Source organism: Parabacteroides faecis, assembly GCF_014647375.1.
Taxonomy (GTDB): Bacteria; Bacteroidota; Bacteroidia; order Bacteroidales; family Tannerellaceae; genus Parabacteroides; species Parabacteroides faecis.
The window spans coordinates 405,330-430,417 of the sequence record NZ_BMPB01000005.1 but is presented as its reverse complement, the minus strand read 5'-3'; the positions used below and the strand labels follow the sequence as shown (position 1 = coordinate 430,417).

18 protein-coding genes are annotated in these 25,088 nt (G+C 40.8%); 7 read left to right on the top strand and 11 right to left on the bottom strand.

From position 1 onward, the window contains the following. Positions 1–556 precede the first annotated feature (556 nt). A complete protein-coding gene (locus tag IEY67_RS09245) occupies positions 557–1,846 on the top strand; it encodes a 3-keto-disaccharide hydrolase (protein ID WP_122376156.1) in 1,290 nt (429 codons plus the stop codon). A gap of 62 nt (positions 1,847–1,908) precedes the next feature. On the opposite strand, the gene IEY67_RS09240 is transcribed toward IEY67_RS09245, so the two are convergent. The 6 genes from IEY67_RS09240 to IEY67_RS09215 form a co-directional block, all read right to left on the bottom strand. After that, positions 1,909–2,280: a Spy/CpxP family protein refolding chaperone gene (locus tag IEY67_RS09240; RefSeq protein ID WP_122376157.1), complete on the bottom strand. Its 372-nt coding sequence runs from the start codon at positions 2,278–2,280 to the stop codon at positions 1,909–1,911. A 104-nt stretch (positions 2,281–2,384) separates the two neighbouring features. Continuing rightward, on the bottom strand, positions 2,385–3,980 hold the full coding sequence (locus IEY67_RS09235; protein ID WP_183671157.1) for a beta-N-acetylhexosaminidase: 1,596 nt from the start codon (positions 3,978–3,980) through the stop codon (positions 2,385–2,387). 372 nt (positions 3,981–4,352) lie between these two features. After that, the gene (locus IEY67_RS09230; RefSeq protein WP_229801013.1) at positions 4,353–5,501 is read right to left on the bottom strand and encodes a glycosyltransferase WbsX family protein; all 1,149 of its coding nucleotides are present in this window, start codon (positions 5,499–5,501) and stop codon (positions 4,353–4,355) included. A gap of 82 nt (positions 5,502–5,583) precedes the next feature. Next, positions 5,584–7,293 (bottom strand): RagB/SusD family nutrient uptake outer membrane protein, encoded by a 1,710-nt coding sequence (locus tag IEY67_RS09225; protein WP_183671159.1) that lies wholly within the window; start codon positions 7,291–7,293, stop codon positions 5,584–5,586. Between the two features lie 24 nt (positions 7,294–7,317). Next, the gene (locus tag IEY67_RS09220) at positions 7,318–10,926 is read right to left on the bottom strand and encodes a TonB-dependent receptor (protein WP_183671160.1); all 3,609 of its coding nucleotides are present in this window, start codon (positions 10,924–10,926) and stop codon (positions 7,318–7,320) included. Positions 10,927–11,113: 187 nt separating this feature from the next. Then, a complete protein-coding gene (locus tag IEY67_RS09215; RefSeq protein WP_183671161.1) occupies positions 11,114–12,169 on the bottom strand; it encodes a FecR family protein in 1,056 nt (351 codons plus the stop codon). Positions 12,170–12,522: 353 nt separating this feature from the next. On the opposite strand from IEY67_RS09215, the gene IEY67_RS09210 reads away from it, so the two are divergent. Continuing rightward, the gene (locus IEY67_RS09210; protein WP_183671162.1) at positions 12,523–13,086 is read left to right on the top strand and encodes an RNA polymerase sigma-70 factor; all 564 of its coding nucleotides are present in this window, start codon (positions 12,523–12,525) and stop codon (positions 13,084–13,086) included. A gap of 320 nt (positions 13,087–13,406) precedes the next feature. Beyond that, complete coding sequence (locus tag IEY67_RS09205; RefSeq protein WP_122376162.1) at positions 13,407–16,214, top strand: TonB-dependent receptor; 2,808 nt, start codon at positions 13,407–13,409, stop codon at positions 16,212–16,214. Positions 16,215–16,304: 90 nt separating this feature from the next. Here IEY67_RS09205 and IEY67_RS09200 read toward each other — a convergent pair whose 3' ends face one another. Both IEY67_RS09200 and IEY67_RS09195 read right to left on the bottom strand, forming a co-directional pair. Beyond that, positions 16,305–17,591, bottom strand: a complete 1,287-nt coding sequence (locus IEY67_RS09200) for a Gfo/Idh/MocA family protein (protein WP_122355861.1) — start codon at positions 17,589–17,591, stop codon at positions 16,305–16,307. Between the two features lie 107 nt (positions 17,592–17,698). After that, complete coding sequence (locus IEY67_RS09195; RefSeq protein WP_122355863.1) at positions 17,699–18,292, bottom strand: rhomboid family intramembrane serine protease; 594 nt, start codon at positions 18,290–18,292, stop codon at positions 17,699–17,701. A gap of 96 nt (positions 18,293–18,388) precedes the next feature. Here IEY67_RS09195 and cls point away from each other — a divergent pair, with 96 nt between their 5' ends. Further along, positions 18,389–19,828, top strand: a complete 1,440-nt coding sequence (cls, locus tag IEY67_RS09190; protein WP_183671163.1) for a cardiolipin synthase — start codon at positions 18,389–18,391, stop codon at positions 19,826–19,828. On the opposite strand, the gene rsmD is transcribed toward cls, so the two are convergent. Genes rsmD through IEY67_RS09175 form a run of 3 tightly spaced genes read right to left on the bottom strand, consistent with a single transcriptional unit; the run spans position 19,825 to position 21,825 of the window. Beyond that, positions 19,825–20,373 carry a 16S rRNA (guanine(966)-N(2))-methyltransferase RsmD gene (gene rsmD, locus IEY67_RS09185; RefSeq protein WP_122376165.1) on the bottom strand — a complete coding sequence of 183 codons (549 nt, stop codon included), beginning with the start codon at positions 20,371–20,373 and terminating at the stop codon, positions 19,825–19,827. The genes cls and rsmD overlap by 4 nt on opposite strands. Further along, positions 20,361–21,188 carry a DUF3822 family protein gene (locus tag IEY67_RS09180; RefSeq protein WP_122355868.1) on the bottom strand — a complete coding sequence of 276 codons (828 nt, stop codon included), beginning with the start codon at positions 21,186–21,188 and terminating at the stop codon, positions 20,361–20,363. The genes rsmD and IEY67_RS09180 overlap by 13 nt, the downstream gene beginning before the upstream one ends. A gap of 10 nt (positions 21,189–21,198) precedes the next feature. Then, a complete protein-coding gene (locus IEY67_RS09175) occupies positions 21,199–21,825 on the bottom strand; it encodes a hypothetical protein (protein WP_122376166.1) in 627 nt (208 codons plus the stop codon). Between the two features lie 94 nt (positions 21,826–21,919). On the opposite strand from IEY67_RS09175, the gene IEY67_RS09170 reads away from it, so the two are divergent. From IEY67_RS09170 to rsmI, 3 genes are all read left to right on the top strand, one after another. After that, positions 21,920–23,335, top strand: a complete 1,416-nt coding sequence (locus tag IEY67_RS09170) for an ATP-dependent DNA helicase (RefSeq protein WP_183671164.1) — start codon at positions 21,920–21,922, stop codon at positions 23,333–23,335. Between the two features lie 110 nt (positions 23,336–23,445). Further along, positions 23,446–24,273, top strand: coding sequence for a DUF8457 domain-containing protein (locus tag IEY67_RS09165; protein WP_122376168.1), 828 nt, complete (start codon positions 23,446–23,448; stop codon positions 24,271–24,273). 92 nt (positions 24,274–24,365) lie between these two features. Further along, complete coding sequence (gene rsmI, locus IEY67_RS09160; protein WP_183671165.1) at positions 24,366–25,070, top strand: 16S rRNA (cytidine(1402)-2'-O)-methyltransferase; 705 nt, start codon at positions 24,366–24,368, stop codon at positions 25,068–25,070. The last annotated feature ends 18 nt before the right edge of the window (positions 25,071–25,088 follow it).

The window sequence follows — 25,088 nt, the reverse complement described above, 5'->3', positions numbered from 1 at the left end:
TTGCCTATCTTTCGATTGCGGCTGCAAAGGTAAGGACTTTATTTTAACTGCCAAATTTTTCAGAAGAAAAATTCAAAGTTTTTTTTTGAGTCACTGCGACGGTTGGAATCTTGCTTAGAATCTCTAACCTCATCCCCTTTCCACAGGTTACCTCTTTCATCATTTCTCATGCGCCGTTCTCTCTCGAATGCGGGTGCAAAAGTAGTGCTTTACAACATACGCTCCAAATATTTTACCCTTTATTTTTCAATTATTTTTCCGCCAAAGGCATTGTTATATAATGTACGTGCGCAAAAAGGAATACGGACAAAAAGGAAAAACGACGGAACAATTACACAAACACCTCCCTTACTTCCTTTCTTTTGACAATTATCAAACGAATAAAGCACAATCATCAAACGAAAGGAACACATATGTCATTTATTCATTTGATATATATCAAACGAATAAGTCTACAGTAAGTTAATGAGATTTCAATACATTTTTTAAAGATTTTGCATAGGAAGTTTTCCTATCTTTGTCGCTATATCATTATCAATTAAAACTTAATTCTAAAATGGAATCAGTAGTGAAAAGAGTAGCTGCAACAAGTTTGTTAGCCTCTTGTGCAGTATCATTAGCACTGTTTACCTCTTGCGCAGGTGCAGAACAAAACACGCTTACTCCCGAAGAGGTAGCCGATGGATGGCAACTTCTTTTCGACGGAAAAACACTCAACGGTTGGAAAGATTACAACGGAACAACCCTCACACAGCCATGGCATGTTGTCGACGGATGTATCCAGGCTAAAGGTGACGGCAGTGATGCCAGCGGTTATATTGTAACCGATAAACAGTATGAAAATTTCGAATTGTCATGGGACTGGAAACTGTCGAAGGGTGGCAACAGCGGTATGCTTTACCATGTTGTCGAACGTCCTCAGTTCGCCGTACCTTATGTTACAGGTCCGGAATATCAGCTGATCGATGAACCGAACTTCCCGGAACCTCTGGAAGAATGGCAAAAACTGGGCGTAGACTACGCAATGCATCTGCCTGACAAATCCAAAATGAAGGTTAACCCGCAAGGTGAATGGAACAATTCTAAAATCGTATTTGATAATGGTCATGTAGAACATTGGCTGAATGGCCAGAAAATTCTGGAATTCGAAGCATGGACCGACGATTGGTATGAAAAGAAAAACAGTGGAAAGTGGGCGAATGCTCCCGAATATGGTTTAGCTAAAAAAGGCGTCCTTTGCTTACAGGATCATGGTTATCCTGCATCTTTCCGTAATATAAAGATCAAAGAACTTCCCCGCAAAAGCAAAGAAGTGAATCTGTTCAACGGAGTCGACCTAAAAGGTTGGGAAGCATACGGTACTGAATTATGGTATGTAAAAGACGGTTTGCTGATTTGTGAAAGCGGTCCGGATAAAAAATATGGTTACCTGGCTACACGTGACTATTATGATGATTTCGACCTGACAGTTGAATTCAAACAGGAAGCAGACGGAAACTCTGGCGTATTTATCCGTTCTTTCATTGAAGAAGATGTAAAAGTGAACGGATGGCAGGTTGAAGTAGCTCCTAAAGGTCATGACACCGGTGGTATCTACGAATCATACGGTCGCGGATGGTTGATTCAGATTCCGGATGAAAAAGAAACGATCCTGAAAGAAGGCGACTGGAACACCATGCGTATCAAAGTTCAGGGTGATAATGTACAAACCTGGTTGAACGGCGAAGAAATGGTTAACATCAACGATGAGAAAATCGGTGCCGGACAAGGCCGCATCGCTTTACAGATCCACGATGGTGGCGGTATCAAAGTATTATGGCGTAACCTGAAATTGAAAACGTTATAATCCCGTAATAACAAACAAAAAAATCCCCGGTAGAATGTTCTGCCGGGGATTTTTTACTTTTATCATTTACGTCCATGTCCTTTTTTACGAGAGCTATCCGCTTTTTTCTGTTTCTCCTGATATTGTTTGTACTGTTCGTCCGTCAGGATTTTCTTTATCTGAGCGTCTTTTTCAGTACGCATAGCTATCATTTTTTCCCGCATCTTTTCACGGTCTTCCTTGACAGACTCACGTTCCTTCTTCATCTGCTCTCTAAAATCAGCTTCCACCTTACGGAATTCTGCAGCCTGTTTATCATCGAGTTTCAGATCCTCAATCATTTTTTCACTACGTTTGGAAGGATCTCCCTCCTTTCCCTGGCGATTACCGCCCTGTGCAAAAACTGTTGCTGTACTAATCAGGATAACCAAAAACAATCCTATTACCTTCTTCATAAACTATACTTATTACTTAAATTAATATTTAACTGTTTGTGAAGCGCTTCGATATAATAGACTTTGTTACATGGAAATAGTTTAATCACTTTGAAAAATATTTTTTACTCAACCGGCCCGATCACTAATCCTTCAGCCGTCCATTTATTGATAAAATGGCTGAGAGAATTCAGGAAGCGGTTGAAATCTTTCTTCTCTGCGCCGGTCCATCCCGTTTCGGCATAGGCCGCAATACGCGGATAAATTTTCTGATTCATACTTTCAACAGTCGGAATAAATTCACCCCACATCTGGCAACCCAGCCCCAACACTCTACTTTGTTCTTCCGGAGATAATCCTTCCGGTACCGGATTGAATGAATAGGCTTTTGATAACGGGATCGATTTATAATCATAATCGATATAAGTATATATATGATATGAATTTACAACATCATATCCTTTGTCGATCGTTTTTTTGATCAAGGCAGAATCTCCTTTCCAGAAATGAACGATAGTACCTTTTGCCAACTGCTGCTCAACATCTTTTGTATCTTCTGCAGACTGGTATTCATGCAATTTATCACCAGTAATTTCATTCCAGCCCATCATTCTCTTTCCTTTGGCCGCAAGCATATTGGACACCTCATTTGTAAAATAGATCTGTAGTTCTGCAGGTGTTTTCAAACCTTTCTTAGCCATATAGCTACGTATGGCTGGAGATTCTTTCCACTGGTTATATTTTACTTCATCACCACCTATATGAAACACAGGGCTAGGGAATAAAGCAATAACTTCGTTCGTTACATCATCAAGAAATTCCATCACACGAGGATCGGAGACATTCAAAACCTCATAATGAACACCAAACTTTCCTGGTACTTTGATCTGCTTTCCACTTGTTCCCAACCAAGGGTAAGAAGCAATAGCAGCACTGGCATGTCCCGGCATACTGACTTCCGGAACAATAGTAATATGTCGTTTGGATGCATAATCAACGATTTCCTTTATATCTTCCTGTGTATAGAAACCTCCATGTCGTTTTCCATCGTACACATCGCTTCCAAAATGATTGATTTCCGAAGAATCGCGGAAAGCACCTATCTCTGTCAACTTCGGATATTTCTTGATTTCAATTCTCCATCCCTGATCGTTGGTAAGATGCCAGTGGAAAACATTCATTTTCAACCCGGCCATTTCATCCAACAGGTCTTTCACCACTTCTTTCCCTTTAAAATAACGTCCTTCATCCAACATAAAAGCGCGCCAGGAAAAAGCAGGATAGTCAGATACAATTGCTCTCTGAACCAGATATTTACCGTCTTTCTCTTTGATTATTTGACGCAGTGTCTGCACACCATTTAAAATACCGGTTGCAGAATTAGCCTTGATATTTACCTTGCCGGAAGTAACTTCCAACTGATATCCTTCCGGTTTATCCGGTAAAACTGTCGGATCAAGCATCAGGTTAATATCCCCTTTTCCTGTATCTTTAAGGGTTGCATCCACCGAAAAGTCAGAAGAAAGAGCTGCTTGTAACAATTGAGCTTCATTGTTTAAATCACCGGAATAAGAAATAGCCGGATGAGCACTCATCTTAAAAAAACCCGGTGTATAACTGATCTCCTGAGGTTGCGGAATAATCGCATACTCTTCAACGGGTGGAGCCTGGCAGGCACAAAGGAACACTAAACACAAAAAAATAGTAATCATTGTTTTCATATATTTTAGATTTATAAGTTTGAAATCACAAAGAAACATCATAAATCTAAAATATACAAGCCCATGACTATTCTTCAAATGCCAATGTATCATCTTATTGTTATATATCCTTTCGGATAACTGATTCCGGGAATTTTCATCAAAATCCCACAAGCAGGAAACAACAAACTCCTATACAACGCAGCATTGATTTAATAAAATTCCGTCAGTTACATCTCATAATATCTAAATTTATTATTATCCATACAAAAAGTCCCTTATTTACTCCCTCTTTATTTATAAGATTTAGCAAAACAAGAGACTTTTTAGAAGATTCAATCTCTAAAATTCGATTTTAAGATGATTCCATATTTAGCCACCAATCATTTAATCTTACTTTTTATATCTCTCATATTTTCCTTCTATTATCACATCTTTTACAGCATTCAAATAATCAAAACCATACTTCATATCAGGCAACAAATAAGCACCTTCTACCCACTCATTCCAAGCATAAACTGTTATTAATTTAGGCTGTTCAGGATGTTTGTCACAATACTCTTTTGCTTTCTGCAGAAAAGTAGCAAAACTCTGTGGTGACTGATTATAATGAACTACATCCTTCTTTGTCTTATGAGGGAAACGAGGGGTGTCATCCCATCCAATCGAAGCATTTGGAAAATATGGAATCGAGACTGCATCACTCCACTCTTGAAGACGTTCCATAGATTCTGTTCCCCATTGAATATAATCCTCCCGATGGGGACCTCCCCAGTTATACAGAGTCAAACTGTTAATTCCTAATGCTTCAATCTTCTTTTGAAAATCCTCATTAGGATTTCCTCCCGTCATTAACTGGATATGTAATCCACGGAAACCATTATTTTTTACTTCTTCTCTGAAATAATCCAGTCCTTTACGAGTTTCCTCCAAACTTCCGAATGTATTTATCAGATTATCTAAACTGAACACTGAAAACACTGGCATACCATCCAACTTCAAATAATTGGGCTGCTTGAAATATTGGTCTATCACACGCTTCACAACAATCTTGAAGTTTTCCCAATCAATCGCACCATTCCACAAACGGGAGTCATCCTCCTTATAACGGTGTACATTCCAATAATTTCGTGCAACATCATGATCAGCCCACATAATATAGAAATTCATTTTTCTATTATTATTCGCTTTCAGAAAACCATCATTCAGGCAACTTTCCAAAAACGGACCATTATTGAACCAATACCAATCAAAGATAAAAGTATTTATCCCATGATCTGTCGCCGCATTAATCCATCTTTCCATAACTTTAGGATCATTGTCAAGTTCATATCCCCATAAAGGCACTTTAGGTTGATAATGACCATCAAAGCGTGGATTCCCTTTTTTAATAATCTCCCATTCGCCGGTTCCCTCAGGCCATAACACTTCATTTCCCATCGGATCATCATGACAGGAAGGCCAAATATAGGCTGCAACATAATACTCCGGTTTATCTTCATAACCACCCAAAGAACTATTTCCTACTTTTTCAGCTCTCATACAAAAGAACCCGCATAGAGATACAAAACTCAATGCACCACACAACAACCAATTCAAATTATTTTTCATACTCTCTACTTTTTTAATTCCACCCTAGATTTTGTTTTAGATTAGGATTTAAAGTTAATTCATCCTGAGGTATAGAATACAAATAATCTTGCTTATTTCTAAACTGATAACCCTCAGGCATCATACTCTTATAATAATCAATCAAGCCATTTTCATCAACTTTAAATGCAAAATCGGGATATTCTGATAAATCAACAGGATAACCTTTCGGTCTTTTTCCCATAAATAAAGGAGATGCAGCCCACCTCATATAATCTTCATCACGCTGACCTTCCAAAGTCATCTCAACTCTTCGTTCTCGGCGAATTTCATATAACTCGTCAGAAATTGAATATCCATAATTCACTCTATTCTTGTCTTGTGCCTGCTCATTAACCACAAACTCCGGCATACCTACCCTTTGCCTTAACTGATTCAAAGCCTCATAAGCAATTGTATGATCCAACTCATATCTTGCTTCTGCATAATTCAATAAAACTTCACCATACCGCAGTAGAATAAGTCCTGTTTCCGCTTGAGTTTCCCAAGACCTACCAGCTGCCGGTGATTTAGGATTTGCTGTCTTTTTTATTTGAAAGCCAGTCGGGCACAATTGAAGTGCACCACCATCAATAGAGGGTTTTACAAAATATGCATTCTCCCCAACAGACATCAAATCACCAGGAATCCAGATAGTAGAACTCAATCGACTATCGCAGTCTTCTGCTATTTTTAATAAAAAAGCGTTTCCCTTTGTCGTTTTTGCCACATTTAAATAATCATATGGTTTTCCTTCCTTATCCAGATAAGAAGAAACTAATTCCCAAGTTATTCCTTTAGAGTCGCTATTGTAAGTAACAAAACCTTGAGTTGAGTTTCCTGCACCTTCGGCAGCATTAAAAGCACGATACAATAACACCTCATTTATTTCCGACATATTATCGAAACCGAACAAATTAAAATAGTCCTCATCCGGATTACCTGTACTATATATCCCCACCTTGTAATTACCATTCATCAACTCTTCTGCAGCTTCCGTACAAATTCTAAAATATTTATCAGGATCTGAGCCGACGGTCCCAAAATCCGTATTTGCATGATATTTCTGCCAGGAACCTTCAAACAAAGCCACACGAGTTTTGAACGCTAATGCAGCTTCCTTATTAATACGATTATTACCTACATCTTTTCTCAACTCAAGACAAGTAATAGCATTATCCAAGTCGGCCAATATAGAATCTGCTATAACGATCCGTGAGTCGCGAGGACGCATTAAATCCTCCTCGTCGTCTAGTTCAATGACCTTTGAATACCAAGGGACATCTCCATATTTTTTCAATAAACTAAAATAGAACCAGGCCCGGAAGAAATAGGCCTCACCCAAATATTGTTTATAAGAATCATAGCCACTTTGGCATTTCGAATAATTCGCAAAAAAGATATTAACATTACGGATATTTGTCCACTCGCCTGTCCAGTTTCCCGTACTTTTAGAGCGTGAACCATTCATAATAACACTAGGACTACCAGCAATTACGTCGTCATTATCCATACCCATATCTGCAACCATTTGTGTCCACGGACAAAAAGAAGGGTAAAATTGTCGCGTATAATTTTCAAGTTCCGTAGATGTCTTCCAATAATCATCCATGGTTATTTTATCCAAAGGTTGTAAATCTATAAAACTTTCACATGAGCTAAATAGAGCCGTCAATGAAATAACTACAAATATAAATCGTTTCATGATCTTCTTTCTTTAAATTAAAACTCAATACGTTACTGTTAAGCCAATAGAATAGATTCGATCCGCTCCATATGTCAGACGTCCAGTACCTGCTGTTCCAAAATAATTGCCAGAACCACCTTCCGGAAAACCAACCGGTGCAACCGGATCAATGCCATTCGGTAATTTAGAAAATGTCAATAAATTCTCTCCGGAAAAATAGATTCTCAACTTTTCCAAGTGCATTTTAGAAATTATACTTTGAGGAAAACTATATCCTATTTGGACATTCTGCAAACGCAAATAGGCTGCATTCTGCAAGTAACGAGTATTTGGATTATTCTTATTTTTCGCTTCTTCCGTATCGTTCAAATAAGGTCTCGGCCAATAAGCATTCGTATTAATATTGGCATCCCCTTCATATAAACCACTATATTTTGTACCCGGTTGATCTCTAAAATAATCCAAATGGTCAGGTGTCAAGCACGATTCCCACCATCCATTAGTAAAGCCCCAAAAAATATTAGACATTCGATAAAAATACATATCCTTTTTAGCAACACCCCTCCATAGCATAGAAAAATCAAAGCCTTTATATGACACACCTGCATTTATATTATACTGATAGTGAGGCTGATCATTTCCGATTACAGACAAATCCCCATGATCATCTAACGTATTTTTTCCATTATCAACTTTTCCGTCATTATTTATATCTTCGTATTTCAAATCTCCTGTATTCCAATTGGTTGCAATATGAGATAAATCAACCTTTGACAAATAAGAATCCAGTTCATCTTTTGAACGGAACAAATCATTTACAGTATATCCCCAAATATCTCCGACTTCACGTCCTTCATACCAAGTAGAAAGAGTTCCTGTAGGATTAAAATATTTAGTGACAACAGATCTGTAATCATATAAACTTACAGCGACATTATAAGCCCAACCATTTTGTAATGCTTGCTTCCATTCCAATGCGATTTCCCATCCTCGTGTCCTTAAAGTAGAATTATTATCCTGAGGAACATTAGCACCCAAGACTCCTGGTTTTGCTTGAGACGGACCAATCATGTCAGTTGTACGTCTTTCAAACCAGTCGGCCGTCGCACTTAAACGATTATTAAAAAACGACATATCCAATCCCAAATTAGTTGTTGTAGCCGTTTCCCATGTCAGATTTCTATTTACCAAATTCGGGCCGGATGTATATCCAACCGGACGTGATGAACCATAATTAAATACCCAGTTTAACTTATCTGTTTGAATCGGCACCAATTCCAAATCACTGTAAGGCGAAATATTCTGATTACCTAATTCTCCCCACGACACACGAAACTTCATTGTATTGATATAAGAAGAAAGACCTTCCCAGAAAGGTTCATTATAAACATTCCATCCGGCAGAGAAAGAAGGAAATACCCCCCAGCGTTTCCCATTACGAAAAACATAAGAACCATCATAACGAATGTTTGATTCAAATAAGTACCTCTCCTTATAATTGTAATTTAAGCGGGCAAAAAAACTTTCTGTAGCATTATGGGCTAACGCTTCTGATAAAATGCCATCTCCTGTTGCTGTAGGAAAAGCTGGCACATTTTCTGATATAAGGTCAGTTTTATAGCCTTGCAACCAAGATTCATCTCCATGTTCAAATTGCATACCGGCCAAGATGGTAAAATTATGCTCTCGATTTATATCAAAATCATATGAAGAATATATATTGGACGTCCAATACTTTTTTATATATTTCTGTCTATTTAAATTATTAGGAATACTCACACCATGTGCATAAGGCTCATTATTTATATCATATATGTAGATATATTTTTCAACATCCGAGGATTCAGAATTATACACATTATATGCAAAGTCTGCATTTATTTTCCAACCTTTTAACGGACGAATCTCCATTCGAAAATTATTCCACATATCAGTTTCATCCAATCTATCCGTACCTGATTCAATTGAAGGAATATGAGATTCAAACATATAATTTCCATAACCATCATACAATGGAGTGATCGGATAATTTCTAGATATATGACGATACATAAAAGAATAATCTCCCTCTTTGGTCATATTGGGTTTTTCCCTGATCTTCTTGGCAAAACGAGTTTCATAACCGAAGTCCCACCAATTGGTAATAGCGACATTTATTTTTCCTAAAGTATTGATTCGTTTAAAATAGTCAGTACCAAAATTCAAGACACTATTATCGTCCATATACCCGGCAGAAAAATAGTAAGATACTTTATCAGAACCTCCATGTATTGACAGATCATGTTTCTGATTTACACTATTTCCGAAATAAATATCCCACCAATCAGTATTTGCATAATTCAGATTTGCATTATTCCATACGTTACCTTCGGGCATAGCACCAAAGATAGTAGCTCCAGTTGGCCAATCCGGAATAGAATTCTTGATGTATTCAAAATCACCTTTTTGATAAGCAATAATTCTGTCAATCGTTTCGTTACTAATGGGATGCCCCCCCATATTATCACCAGCCTCATTTTGAATGCGAGCCCACGTATAAGAGTCCAGACTTTGAGGTAATTTTTGAGCTGTTTTTATAATCAAATTGCCCGTATAGGAAACACTAACTTTTTCATTCTTCTTTCCTTTCTTCGTTGTAATCAAAATTACACCATAAGGAGCACGAGCACCATAAATAGCAGAAGCTGCTGCATCTTTCAATACCGAAACAGACTCAATATCTTCCGGATTCAGATTATTCAGATCACCAGGAAAACCATCTATTAAAACATAAGGAGAACCTCCATTCAAAGATCCCATACCACGAATAGAAATATTCATCGTTGCTCCGGGTTGAAAGCCATCCTGATTAGATATATCAAAATTAAATCCGGAAGAAGCTCCTTGTAACAACTGAGAAACAGTCGCTCCCTGACGATCTTTAAAATCTTTATCGGATATAACATTTACCGCGCCAGTTAAATTCACTTTCTTTTGAGTACCATAACCTACTACTACAACTTCTTCCAAAGTTTCAGTATCTTCCAGAAGCTTTACCTCCAAAGTCTTTTTCCCTTTCACCGAAACTTCCCGGGGAGTATATCCAATATAAGATATCAAAAGAACATCCGTATCGGTAACCTCTAATGAAAATTTACCATCAATATCTGTCGTTGTTCCTTTCGCTGTTCCTTTGATTACGATATTAGCACCAATTACAGGACTGTCATTCACCTCATCCTTTATTGTCCCTATTATAATTCGGGAATCCTGCTGTTGAGTTACATGTGAAGAATAGTCTGTAGTAAGAATAACATCATTGCCAACAACTTTAAATTGGATGTTTGTATTTTCAAGAATCATCGACAATATAGATATTGCATCTTTATCTTTTACAAATAGCGAAACTTTCTGATTCACATTCACTAGTTTACTGTTATAAAAAAAGTGAAAATCAGACTGTTCCTCAATCAAATCCAAGACTTCTGCGATCGTTTTCTGTTGCACATTCACCGATAATGAACTTTTTTGAGCATTAGAATAAGATGCAAAGACTACATTTATAGACAAACAGAGTAATAAACAAGCTAATTTCATAACTCTTTCGACTTTAAGGTATAACGCAGAACGATAAAAATATTCGTTCTGTTGGATATAATAATTCTTTACCATACTTTTGTAGCTGATTTAAGATTAAAAAATGATTTCGTTTAGTCTCGTTTAAAGACCGGCTATCGATTATTTCATGCGGAAATATGCTGGTAACATGTTTCCGTATGTTTTTCAATAGAGTCTATTACTTTTTTCGTTTATCCATAGGCACACCTTTTAAGTTTAACATTATACTTGTATTCGCTATTTATTCGGCTCGCAATACGACTGTCGTATGCTGAACTTTCAAACTATCATCCAACTTTATATGATCAATTGTATATTGTATCCGGGATGATATCCTCAAATAATCTAACACTTGTGACAGTTGTTTATTATCAAATGTACCAGTAAAACGATAGCTATTTATCACAGAATCCTTCACTTCAAACCTAACATTATAAAAATAAGCCAGCTTCTTCAAGACTTCTGGCAAAGGCATATCCTTGAACATTAGACGACCATCTATCCAAGCTGTATCGTATTCGGTATTTACTTTAGCAACAGACACAATACCGGAAGTAACATCATAAACAGCCTTTTCAGAAGGTTTAAGATCCACTTCAGATACAACATTCCCTTTTTCTATCATTTCGATATTAACAGAACCTAAAACCAGTGTGGTCTGCACTATTTTTTCATCTTCATAAGACTGCAAATTAAATTCTGTTCCAAGCACTTTCACCCTCATCCGGTCATTAGCAACACTCACAATAAAGGGTTGTTCCAGATTATGCGCCACCTTAAAATAGGCTTCACCTGTAAGTGTCACCCGCCTTTCTTTCTTATCATAAGATAAAGGATATGAAAGTATAGTTCCTGAATTCAAATAAGCTACAGTTCCATCAGGCAAGTTTAAAGATGTACGCATTCCAGCATTAGCCCGAACAGTTATTATCTGTTTTTCAATTTTAGACGGCTCCCATTTCCAATAAGAGATAGCGGTAGAGAAGATCAAAACACCCAAAAAACATGCAGCCACAAAACATGCACAGCGGATCCATTTTTTGGTTTGTCGTAATCTGATATGTTTCTCTACTTTAGAATAAGCCTCCAATGAATTGCGAGATTCAATTCGTTGTTTTGTATAAAGAGCATAATCTATACTTGCCAATTGTAATAGGATATCATTCCTGGTTTCATCCTCTTTCAACCAACATTCAACCCACCTCCGCTCTTTTTCTGAAACCTCATCATGGATGTATTTCAAAAGAACCACTTCTTCAGGCCCACTATCGGTGATATGTATATTTTCTTCTTCCATTCTATATATATGACAAAAGTATATACAGATCACCCTAAAGCCAACCACAACTTTTTTCAAAAAAGTGAAAAGAATCTTGTATAAAAAAGTAAATAAACTCTTTCATACATAAAAGAAACCCTCTATATTTGTTATTCAAATTCAGAAACAACGTAGAAGCGTTTATTATTATTGTTCCTCGGGAATCTGGTAAATTCAAATATAGAAAAATAATAAGCAAAAACGTTCACGTCCTCATAGGCGTGGACTGTTGCTTATTTTCCATATAGCTTTACCAGAAGCACCCAAGGAGATAGGTAGGCAGTTCCACGCTTTTTCTTGAAAATTACCACAACAGCAAAAAAACAGGGCTTATGAACGACGATCAAATTCTCAATTTGCTACATGATGGCGATAGAGACGCTTATAAACAATTGTTTCTGAAATACTATTCACCTTTATGCGAATATGCTTCTCATTATATTTCCGATGAAGATTCTGAAGAGTTGGTGCAGGATCTGATGCTATTCATCTGGGAAACCAGGAAAATGCTCATCATCGGAACATCGCTGAAATCATACCTTTTCATCTCCACCAAACATCGATGCCTGAATGCAATAAAAAAACAATTGTATCATGAACGGATACACAACCATATATACGAAAAAATTAAAGATCAGTTTGAAGACCCCGACTACTATTTTGTGAACGACCTGACAAGCAATATAAAAAAAGCGATCCAGGAGTTACCAGAAAATTATCGGGAAACTTTCGCCTTAAGCCGTTTCGGAGAACTTACCAATAACCAAATAGCCAATAAACTTGGCGTATCCGTCAAAACGGTTGAATACCGTATCTCCCAATCCTTGAAAATCCTCCGTGTCAAACTGAAAGATTATCTCCCTCTTCTTTCTTTTTTATTTGGATTTCCTTCCTGATAGATCCCTAAGGAATTTGTTCTCTTCCGCAGGAAAACTGTTGCCGACAGTGTCGGCAATATTGTCGACGATGTCAGCAAAATTGTCGACAGCGTCGGCAAAGCTGTCGAGGACGTCGGCAACAGATAACCCCGGCAACTAAATCAATATACATAAGGATAATTACGAACAAATATACGGCAGTATTCAACGAAGTCTTTGTTAATAAAAACAAAATCAACACATAGTTTTTTAAACTTAATCATATTCCCGAAGTCTATCTTCTCGTACCGGAAACCAGTCCGGTACACTATTTGTTTTATACAGATAATATATTAGTTATGAAATCGGGAAGATACTTATTATGGTTATTTTTTATTCTTTTTTCGTTGCCGGCAGTTGCACAGCGGGGAGGAGTTGATGTCACTGGAACAGTGGTAGAAGAGGGGAACAACGAGCCGATCGAACAGGCCACAGTCCGCTTATTGAATGTAAAAGACAGTACAATGATCGGAGGTGTGGCCAGTTCACGCAACGGGAACTTCACTTTAAAAGGAATCAAAGCCGGTAGTTATTTACTGCACGTCAGCTTCGTCGGTTTCGATCCTTTATACCAGCCGATACGTATCACAGGAAAGACAGACCCGGTTAAGTTAGGGAAACTGGCACTGAGCGACGGAGCTATCCAGTTGGGAGAAGCTGTCGTGATCGGTAAAGCACCCGAAGTAGTGGTACGAAACGACACCGTCGAATATAATGCGGATTCTTATAAAACGACCGAAGGAGCCGTACTGGAAGACTTATTGAAAAAGATGCCAGGTGTGGAAGTGGACAGTGAAGGAAAGATTACCGTCAACGGGAAAGAGATCAAGAAAGTCCTGATCGACGGGAAAGAGTTCTTCTCTGATGACCCGAAAGTCGCTTCTAAAAATCTTCCCTCTAAAATGGTTGAGAAAGTGCAGGTATTGGACCGTTTGAGCGACATGGCACGGATGACCGGATTTGACGACGGAGAGGAAGAAACCGTTATCAACCTGACCGTCAAGCCTGGAATGAAACAGGGATGGTTCGGAAATGCTTTTGCCGGATATGGCAGTGAGGACAGATATGAAGGGAACTTTATGGTCAATCGTTTCATTAACAACGATCAGTTCACGTTGATGGGAGGTTTGAACAATACGAATAATATGGGATTCTCGGATATTGCCTCCAACATGTTCTCCGGAATGGGAGGACGACGGGGCGGACGTATGGGAGGTGGAGGAGCCGGAAACGGTATCATGACTTCCGGAAACGTCGGCATGAACTTCAGCAAAGAGTTTAGCAAAAAACTGACATTGGGAGGTAACGTACGCTATTCGCATTCCGACAATGAGGCGGAAAGTAAGACAACCCGGACAAATATTCTACCGAACGACAGTTCGACTATTTATAATGAGATAAACAATAACAATACAAAAAGTGATAATGTCGGTGCCGACTTCCGTATGGAATGGAAACCGGATACCGCCACACAAATCATTTTCCAGCCGAGTTTCAGCTATAGTAACAGCCATAACCGGGAGTCCGGTTCATTCAACACGCTGACCAACCGGGGAGACACGGTCAATCTCGGCGAATCCGATTACCTATCCGACGGAGAGGGCTACAATATCAATGCCCGTTTGGAATTCAGCCGAAAGCTGAATAACGAAGGACGTGTATTCAGTGGTTCATTAAACGGAGGGATAAGCGACTCTTATAACAAAGGTTTGAACTACTCCAATACGGAGTATTTCCTTGGGAACGAACAAAACGAGTTGATCGACCAACAATTCAGATACGATAATAAAGGATTCAATTACCGCGTTTATTTGTCATGGGTAGAACCGATCGGTCGTAATAATTTCATCCAGGCGACCTACAGTATCAGCCAGAACAAACAGGAATCATTGAAAAACTCATATACCAAAGAAGAAGGAAGCGAAGAGTACAATGTACTGGATACGGCATACAGCAAAAGTTACCGTAATAACTTTATAAACCAGCAAGCCAGTCTGGCATTCAAAGCTGTCCGCGAGAACTATGATTATACGATCGGTATGAATCTGGAGCCTTCGCATAGCGTAAGTGAAAACTTCGTCGGCGACTCTACCCTTTCCAAGCTGACACGTAATGTAGTTAATGTCTCCCCGATGGTCCGTTTCAACTATCGGTTTGACAAACGTACCAATCTGCGTATCAATTATCGCGGTCGCACCAGCCAGCCGAGTATGACTCAATTACAGCCGGTAGCCGATATATCCGATCCGTTGAATACCGTTACCGGTAATCCGGATCTGAAGCCGACTTATTCAAATAACCTGTCTGCCCGTTACCAGAAGTTCATTCCGGATAAACAGACCGCTTTCATGGTCATGTTGAATGCAAATTATGTGGTCAACGATATTGTTACCAAATCCATCTATGTCGGTGAAACAGGTAAAAAGATGACGACTTACGAGAATGTGAATGGAAACTACAATGGCAACGCACGTGTCATGTTCAACACTCCTTTGAAAAACAAGAAGTTTTCTATCAACTCCATGACAATGGCTTCATTCGCCAACTCTAACGGTTTCATCAACGATGAAAAGAACGTAAACAAGGATTTCACAGCCATGGAGCGTGCCGGTATTGATTTTCGTTCCGACTACCTCGACCTGGGGTTAAACGGGAACGTACGCTACAGAAGTACGAATAACTCTTTACAAAATCAGAATGATCAAAACACTTTCAACTATGGAGTCGGCGGGACAACCACTATTTACCTTCCGCTTGATTTTAAAATTGAAAGTGATATTACCTGGTCGAGTAACTCCGGTTATGCCGCCGGATACCAACAGAAAGAAGTTCTGTGGAATGCATCGGCCTCTAAATCCTTCCTGAAAGGCAATCAGGCAACCCTGCGTTTCAAAATATATGATATCCTGCAACAACGTAGTAATATTTCCCAAAGTGTAACAGCCAACTACACCCAATATTCGGAATACAACACGCTAAGCAGTTATTTCATGGTCCACTTTATCTATAGATTCAGCATCTTTAAAGGCGGAGCTTCCGCCAACGATATGCGCGGACCGGGCGGTAGAGGGCATGGCGGTCCCGGAGGACCTCCCCCACATTTCTAAACAAACGGTAAGAGCATAACAAAGAGCGGCGGCAAAAGTCTTTACAAACTTTTACCGCCGCTCCTATTTTCCTATACATTAATATATATACTATACTTTCAGGCTATACGGTTCACGTATCGGATTTCCCCTCCGTTTATTGGCTTCGTCATCAAAGAAGAACTCTTCTTTTTCCGGATTCCATACCAGTTTACGGTCAAACTCATAACAAAGATTGACTATATGACAAAGGGAAGCCGTACGATGTCCTATCTCCACCGTGCTTAACGGTTGCTTACGGGTCTTCATTGCTGTAAGGAAATCATTATAATGATCGTCACTCTTATACAGTTTGATCTTATCATCACCGATCACTTCATCCTGAAGTTTTGCCGGGATCGTATCCAGGAAACTACGGCTGATGTCGATCACTCCGTCCGAACCGATAAAGCGGACTGCATTCCCATCGGCTTTCCGGAAAGGTTCATGTGTCATAATGGTTCCATTTGCATAACGCATGCTGAGCGGTCTCAGTTCACCTTCCTCGGGAGGAGTAAATTCGATCGGACCGGAATCGTCCATACCCAAAGCCCATTGTGCAATATCAAACATGTGAGCACCCCAGTCGCAAATCATACCACCGCCATATTCCCGGTAATTACGCCAGTTCGGGAACGTATTCCGTTCCATAGGGGGAGCCAGTTCCTCATTATACACATTCATCGGAGCCGGACCGATCCACATATCCCAGTTCAGCGTCTTGGGGACCGGTTGTGCCGGAAGATCATATTTTACAGGAGGAGGCCCGATAGAGACTTTGACCTCTTTGATCTCACCTATATAGCCATTACGAACCAATTCGCAGGCATGGCGGAAGTTACGCCATGAACGTTGCATGTTACCGACCTGCAGTACGCGGTTATATTTCGCAACTGCATCCGCCATAGCACGTCCTTCTTCGATACTATGAGACATCGGCTTTTCCACATACACGTCTTTACCGGCACGGCAAGCTTCGATAGTCTGAACAGCATGCCAATGATCCGGAGTGGCAATGATCACTCCGTCTATGTCGCTACGATTCAGCAATTCATGGTAGTCGGCATACAGTTTAAAACCTTTATATGCCTGCCCTTTTGCCTTTTCGGTCTCTTTTTCTACAATCGCCTGCATGGCATTCAGCTGACGGGATTCACAATCGGATGCTGCGATCAGGTTAGCTCTACGGGCAAATTCCGGAGCAAGTGTCCAACGTCCTTGTGCCCCGCAACCGATAATCCCGAGATTGATCTGGTCGCTGGGAGCAACGAAATTCGTTCCTCCTAAAATGTGACGGGGTAAAATAGTGAAGCCTGCAATTGCCAATGCTCCACTTCTGATGAAGTTTCGTCTTTTCATTATGTCTGTCTTATGGTATTAGAGAAATTGAGATATTTCTACAAATCTATAAATAATACCCTACAAAACAAACACTTGAACACGATTATATACAGAAAATATTTCGATCAGAAATGCGACAGAAAGGCTTTTATCAACGAAGGATTAAGTAAAGCCGGATACAGGAAACCATAGACTGCCCCGTAAAAATGGGCATTGTGGTTGATATTGTCCCCTGCACGTTTAGCCATATATTGACAATAAGCCAGATAAACCACTCCAAAGATAATTCCCGGCACAGGAATGATCGCAAACAACAAAATTTTGCTCCAGGGATCAAATAATATGTAGGAGAACAACACTGCCGACACCGCACCCGATGCTCCGATAGACACATAATAAGGATCGTTATGATGCTTGATCAGGTCATAAAGGGAGGCAAAAATCATTCCACCGAAATAAAGTCCGAGGAATCCCCATGTTCCGAAACCAAGGTAACCGAATACTTTTTCTATATAAGTACCGAACGACCAGAATGTAAACATATTGACCAGCAGATGCGTCATGTCTGCATGAACGAAACCGTGAGTAATCAACCGGTACCATTCATTATTCTTCACCGTACGATAGGGGATCAATGCCAGTTTACGAAATAATTCAGCATTATTGAAACAGAGATAAGAAACTAATACGGTTATACCGATAATAATATATGTAATCATCTTCTTTCTTTTGATATATCCGGCAAATGTAGTAAAGATTTGTTATTTACAAATTACCTTACTACCTTTATCAACTTGTAACAAAGTATAAAAAGCATGCTGGCTGCCATACATATACAATGGGTTGCAGGGGTAATATTCATCATATTGTACTCCATCACCATACTGGGGTTGGTTCTGGTTATCATTGCAGAGAACAGGAATCCTTTAAAAACCATCCCCTGGGTCATTGTATTATTACTGGCTCCCGGCATCGGATTACTCTTTTATTTCTTCTTCGGACAGGACAACAGGAAGCAGCGTATCATCTCACGCCGAACCTACAAACGTATCATGAAACGCCCGCAGGAAGGTAAACTTCCACAGGATGCCTGTACAGTCCCCGAGCCGTACCAACCGTTGGTCACCCTGCTGAATAACAACAACCAGTCTTCCCTGCTTTACGGAAGTGAGATTAAAATCTATACGAACGGGACAGACAAATTCAAGGATCTGCTACAAGATATCCAGGGAGCAACCCACCATATCCATATCCAATATTACATCTTTTGCGACGATGAAGTCGGGACTCGTTTCAAGAAAGCCTTGATCGCAAAGGCGAAAGAAGGTGTCCAGGTACGGTTATTATATGATGATGTAGGCTGCTGGAATGTAAAGAACAGTTTCTTTAATGAAATGCAGGAAGCAGGTATCGAAGTACATGCCTTCCTGAAGGTAGCTTTCCCAGTCTTCACCAGCAAAGTCAATTACCGTAACCACCGGAAAATCGTTGTCATCGACGGAGAGATCGGTTATATGGGAGGCATGAATATAGCCGACCGCTATGAGAATGGAACGGAATGGGGTATCTGGCGCGACACCCATTTCAGGATAATCGGGAAAGGTGTACACGGCCTCCAGTCCGCTTTCCTGATCGACTGGTATGTTGTCAGCAAAAATCTTCTGAATGACAAGATTTTTTATCCGCCAGCAAAGATCTATAATGAGGACAACATTATGCAGATAGTAACCAGCGGTCCGGTCGGCCAATGGCGTACACTGCTTCAGGCATATATCTTTGCCATAGCAAATGCCAAGAAATACATCTACATACAAACACCTTACTTCCTACCGACCGAGGGCTTGAACCAAGCATTGCTAATCGCAGCACTGGGAGGCATCGACGTACGCCTTATGCTGCCCAAACGTTCAGATACCCGTACGGCTAACATGGCGACACATTCTTTTATAGACGAAATGGTAAAAGCAGGAGTGAAAGTATATTTTTATGAGCCGGGCTTCCTGCATTCCAAACTAATGATCACCGACGATGCGCTAACCTGTATCGGATCGGCTAACATGGATTTCCGCAGTTTCGAGCATAATTTTGAAATAAACGCATTCGTATATCAGCCCTCTTTCGCCATACAGATGAAACGGGTATTCCTGCACGACATGCACAGTTGCGAACGTCTGATCCCTTCGCGCTGGCTGAAACGTCCTGTCAAACAACGACTCACCGAGTCGTTCATGCGCCTGTTCTCCCCGCTCCTTTAAGCCTTTTCTTCTTTGATAAAAATACTGAAATTGACTGAACCATAGATACGTTGCTGATCGAAATACGGAAGATGGGAGAAATCATTCGTTTTCGGATGTTCCATTACGAATATGCCCCCGTCACGCAGCAGGTCGCGTTCAAAGACCAGTTCAGGCACTTCCGGCAGTTCCTTCAACGCATAAGGCGGATCGGCAAAAATAAAATCGAAACTCTGCTTCGGAGCCGAATGCAGATAGCGGAACACATCGCCACGGATCAGATGGAGAGATTCGGTCTTCAGTTCTTTTGCGACCTTTGCAATGAAAGAAGCATGTGCATTATTCTTCTCCACAGCGGTAACACTTTTACACTCTCTTGAAAGCAATTCAAACGAGATACTCCCTGTTCCGGCAAATAAATCCAGTGCATCAGTCCCTTCCAGATCGGTAAGGTTATTGATCACATTAAAGAGGTTCTCTTTTGCAAAGTCAGTAGTCGGCCGTGCACTGAAAGAAGACGGCACGTCAAAACGTCTACGACCATATATTCCGCTTATAATTCGCATACAGATAAAGCTATTAAATCCAATGGGGCCTGAACGACTTCGGCTCCCAACAAGTAAGCATCCGACGGTATCTCTGCCGGACTGATATATTGTATATAATTGCGTAACGTAGTCGTTATACTGTTACGCAGGGAAACACCTCCATAGATATGAAGCTGATCCTTTTCCTGATCCATACCGACCTGTTTCCATACATATAATATATAGTACAGGATATCGTCAGGCTTATCATACTCAAAAGTGTTCACAAAAAGCAATCTCCCCTGGGCAAAACAAACCACATCCATCATCTTCCGGTGGAGCACCACATACATTTGGCGGGGGATCAACGTCCGGCTTTGTTGCTTCCACAAAGCCAGCTGGGGCGTAATATGATGGACAAAAGAGGGATTGATCAGCGAACGGGAACAGAACTCATACACCTCCTCATCCATTCCGAACACCACTTCCGCGGCTTCACGTGCCAACAGATTATGCAGGCATTTATTCTCCGGAGCAGAAAAAGTAAACGATAACAGATCGTTTTTCTGCTTTTCTGTAAAGACTTCTTCCGGCACCACCGTATATTGCGATGTCACATAGACCAGGTTTGTCCGCTTATATGAATAAGTAAGAAACTCATGTCCGAAGAAAAACTCTTTCAACGAAGAGATATAAGGCTTCGTCCGGTCGAACTCCATGTTCCTGTAAAAGAAACTTTCGCTCTCCGAAGGGCAGTATCCTGAAAAAGAAAGTCCATCCGACCTAAGCCGGATGGACATTATGTATTTTCCAGAATTATCAGCAGTCAACGTATCGGGGATACTGATAGCCATAAGCAATCGATTATTCCCAGTTACCTGCGTTGTTATTAATTTCAGTCAGTGAACCGACACGCAAACCCGGATATTTTTCCAGCTTTTCAGCCTTATCCTTCAGGTTCACAACCAACTGTTTGTCGAGGTCACCCAGATAATCGTCATACTTAACGCCTGCTTCAAATACTTTTACAGTATAACCTGAACCGGAAGTCAGAGTTGCTGTATCCATAGAGAACTTCACGCTTGTTCCCGGAACGTTTGCCAAATCGTCTACATTGTAATTTTTACCGAACAATGTATCTTTTGCTACAACCCAAATAGTATCACGTCTGATCAAACCTTTCTTCACAGCTTCCTTCTCAGTCATACCTTTTTCCAACTGCTCGTCAGTCAAAACACCTTCTTTGATCAAGAACGGAAGTTTGTCATCCTTCAGGAACTTAACCAAGTCGTTGAAACTACCTGCATGCGTTTTGTACACATTCTTATACTCAATCTGAGCTTTACGGATATCGACCAGACGAGCCTTGATAGCATTTTCACGCGTATCTTTTTCTGCATTGAATTCGATCGGCGTCATAATGCTTCTATAGCACATGTAAACTAGCAGGAGAACTGCAGCAGCTAATAAAATCTTTAATGTAACTTTCATGGTTTGTATTGTTTTTTTGAATTTATTTCGTTCGGCAAATTTAAAAAAGAATATTTAATACACTACCTTTATCACCAAAATTATTGCAATCAAAATGATAAATAGTTATTTAAGCCGCCAAATTACACAAAATTTTCCACATAATCCTACTGAAGACCAGTTTTCTGCCCTGAAAACGCTCACGGATTTTCTGCTTTCGACGGAATCAGACACACTTTTGTTGCTGAAAGGGTACGCCGGAACGGGAAAAACATCGTTGGTCGGCGCCCTGGTCAAAACCCTGACCGAACTGAAGCAAAAAACGTTTTTGCTCGCCCCCACCGGTAGGGCAGCCAAAGTATTTTCTAACTATTCCGGCCAGAAAGCATTTACGATCCATAAAAAAATATACCGCCAGAAGGCCTTCTCCAATGAGCCTACCGGATTCATGCCGGCTGATAATTTACATAAAGATACGTTATTTATTGTTGATGAAGCGTCCATGATATCGAACGACGGTTTAGACTCAATCTCTTTCGGTACGGGACGGTTACTCGATGACCTGATACAATATGTTTACTCGGGAGAAAACTGCCGGTTGATCCTGATGGGCGACGTGGCACAGCTACCGCCGGTCATGCAGACGGAAAGCCCGGCTCTGAACCCGGAAATACTCAGGGGATACAATCTGCAGGTGCAGGAAATCGTCCTGACACAAGTTGTCAGACAAAGCGGGGATTCAGGCATATTGCTCAATGCCACCCGTTTACGGGATGCACTGCGAAACAACGAAGTCGAGATATATCCCAAGCTCCACCTGAAAGATTTTACAGACTTCCGAAAGATCAACGGGGATGAACTGATCGAAGAAATATCAGCGGCCTATAGCCGTGACGGGATAGAAGACACAATGATCATCACCCGCTCCAACAAACGAGCTACGATCTACAATAACGGGATACGCAACCGTATCCTATACAGAGAAGAAGAATTATCATCGGGCGACCGGCTGATGGTCGCCAAGAATAACTATTTCTGGACCAACGATTGCAAAGAAATGGATTTTATTGCCAATGGCGAGATCATCCAGGTTGTCCGTGTAAAACGGACAACCGAACTCTATGGTTTCCGCTTTGCCGACGTTACCGTCCGTTTTCAGGATTACGACCTCGAACTGGATATAAAAATCCTGCTCGACACCTTGCAGACCGATTCGCCCGCCCTGCCTAAGGAGCTTAACGACAAGTTGTTCTATACGATCCTCGAAGACTACGACGACATTCCAACCAAGGCGGGTAAAATGAAAAAGATGAAAGCCGATCCGCACTATAATGTCGTACAGGTAAAATATGCCTATGCCATCACCTGCCACAAGGCACAGGGCGGACAGTGGATGAACGTCTTCCTCGATATCGGCTATATGACGGAAGAAATGCTGGGAGAAGATTTCTACCGATGGCTGTACACCGCTTTCACCCGTGCCACCCACCGACTGTATTTAGTTAATTTACCGGATGAATTTGTTGAGTGACAGCACACTTTTTTACATATTAAGTACGTTACATAAATAAAATAGTTATTTTTGTTGCAATATAAACCGGGGCGTTGTTATTACACTCCCCGTTAAGCATAAATTCAGAAATGGCAAATAAAGAAAAAATAGATTATCTGTTACTTGACATCAAGGAACTTGAGACGTTGATTGCCGGTATGCGCGATGCAGAGGTATATCCGGTGTCCTTCTTTAGCCAGACGTTCAATCTGACACATAAAATACTGAATGACCTTCATTCGCTGGAAACGGCACAGATTGAAATGTTACGTAAACAAATGGAAGCCCATCAGGCATTGATCCAGTCGCTGCCCAATCCGGCCGCGACAACGATCCCGGTTCCCGAAACGGAAATAAAAGAAGAACCGGTTACAGAAACTGTAATCATTCCGGAACCGGAAGTTGCACCAACCAGGAAAGTCATCATCGAGCAACAAGAGATTATTCCGGAAGAAAAGATAGAGGAAAAAGTGGTTATCGAACAAGCGGAAGTCCATCAACCGGAAATAGTGACACCGGAACCGATTACCACCGTACAGCCGGAGCAGGTACAACCTGAATCCGTACAACCGGCCCCCAGGTTATCTGAACCGGCACAGGCAACCGAACACAAAATACAGCTCGAGACACCTCACAAAACAGTTGTGGCAGACAAACAAGGGGTTTTCCTCAGCGACATACTGGAAAAAAAGAATCTGTCTGACTTCCGCAAGGCTTTCAGCCTGAACGACCGCTTCCGCTTCCGCCGCGAGCTGTTCGGTGGCAATGAAGACAAAATGAACAAAGCGATTACCGACCTCAACGATATTCATTCGTACGAGGAGTCGGTAACCTATCTGAATAACGAACTGAAATGGAATATTGAGGATGAAGCCGTAGCCGATTTCCTCAAATTGTTGGAGAAACGATTCCTTTAATCAGTTGACAGCTGACAAGTGACAGTTGACAGTTTGAAGGACTGTATTTTAACTGTCACTTGTCAACTGTCGACTGTCAACTAAAAAAGATTATGGCAAAGTTAACAGTTGTACCGACTCCCGTAGGAAACCTGGAAGATATGACCTTCCGGGCCATCCGTGTGTTGAAGGAAGCCGACCTGATCCTGGCCGAAGACACACGTACTACCGGTATCCTGCTGAAACATTTTGAGATACAGAACAAAATGCAGTCGCACCATAAGTTCAACGAACACAAGACGGTGGAACAGATCGCCTCCCGTATCAAAGGAGGTGAGAACATAGCCCTTGTGTCGGATGCCGGAACGCCCGCCATCTCCGATCCCGGCTTTATGCTGGTCAGGGAATGTGTACGACAAGGTGTCGACGTGGAATGTTTGCCGGGAGCAACCGCATTTGTTCCGGCACTGGTAGCCTCCGGGTTACCGAACGAGAAATTCTGTTTCGAAGGATTCCTTCCCCAGAAGAAAGGTCGTCAGACCCGCTTAAAGGAACTGTCCGTCGAATACAGGACCCTTATTTTTTACGAATCCCCTTTCCGGTTGTTAAAGACGCTTACCCAACTAGCCGAATTCTTCGGGACCGACCGACAAGTATCCGTGTCACGCGAAATATCCAAGCTGCACGAAGAGACTGTCCGCGGAACCCTGGAAGAGGTTATAGCACACTTTACCGTGAACGAACCGAGGGGTGAGATTGTTATAGTATTAGCAGGCTTAAAAGATAAAAAGGAAAAAGAGACAGAAAAAGATGTTTAACTCAAAAAACAAAAAGAA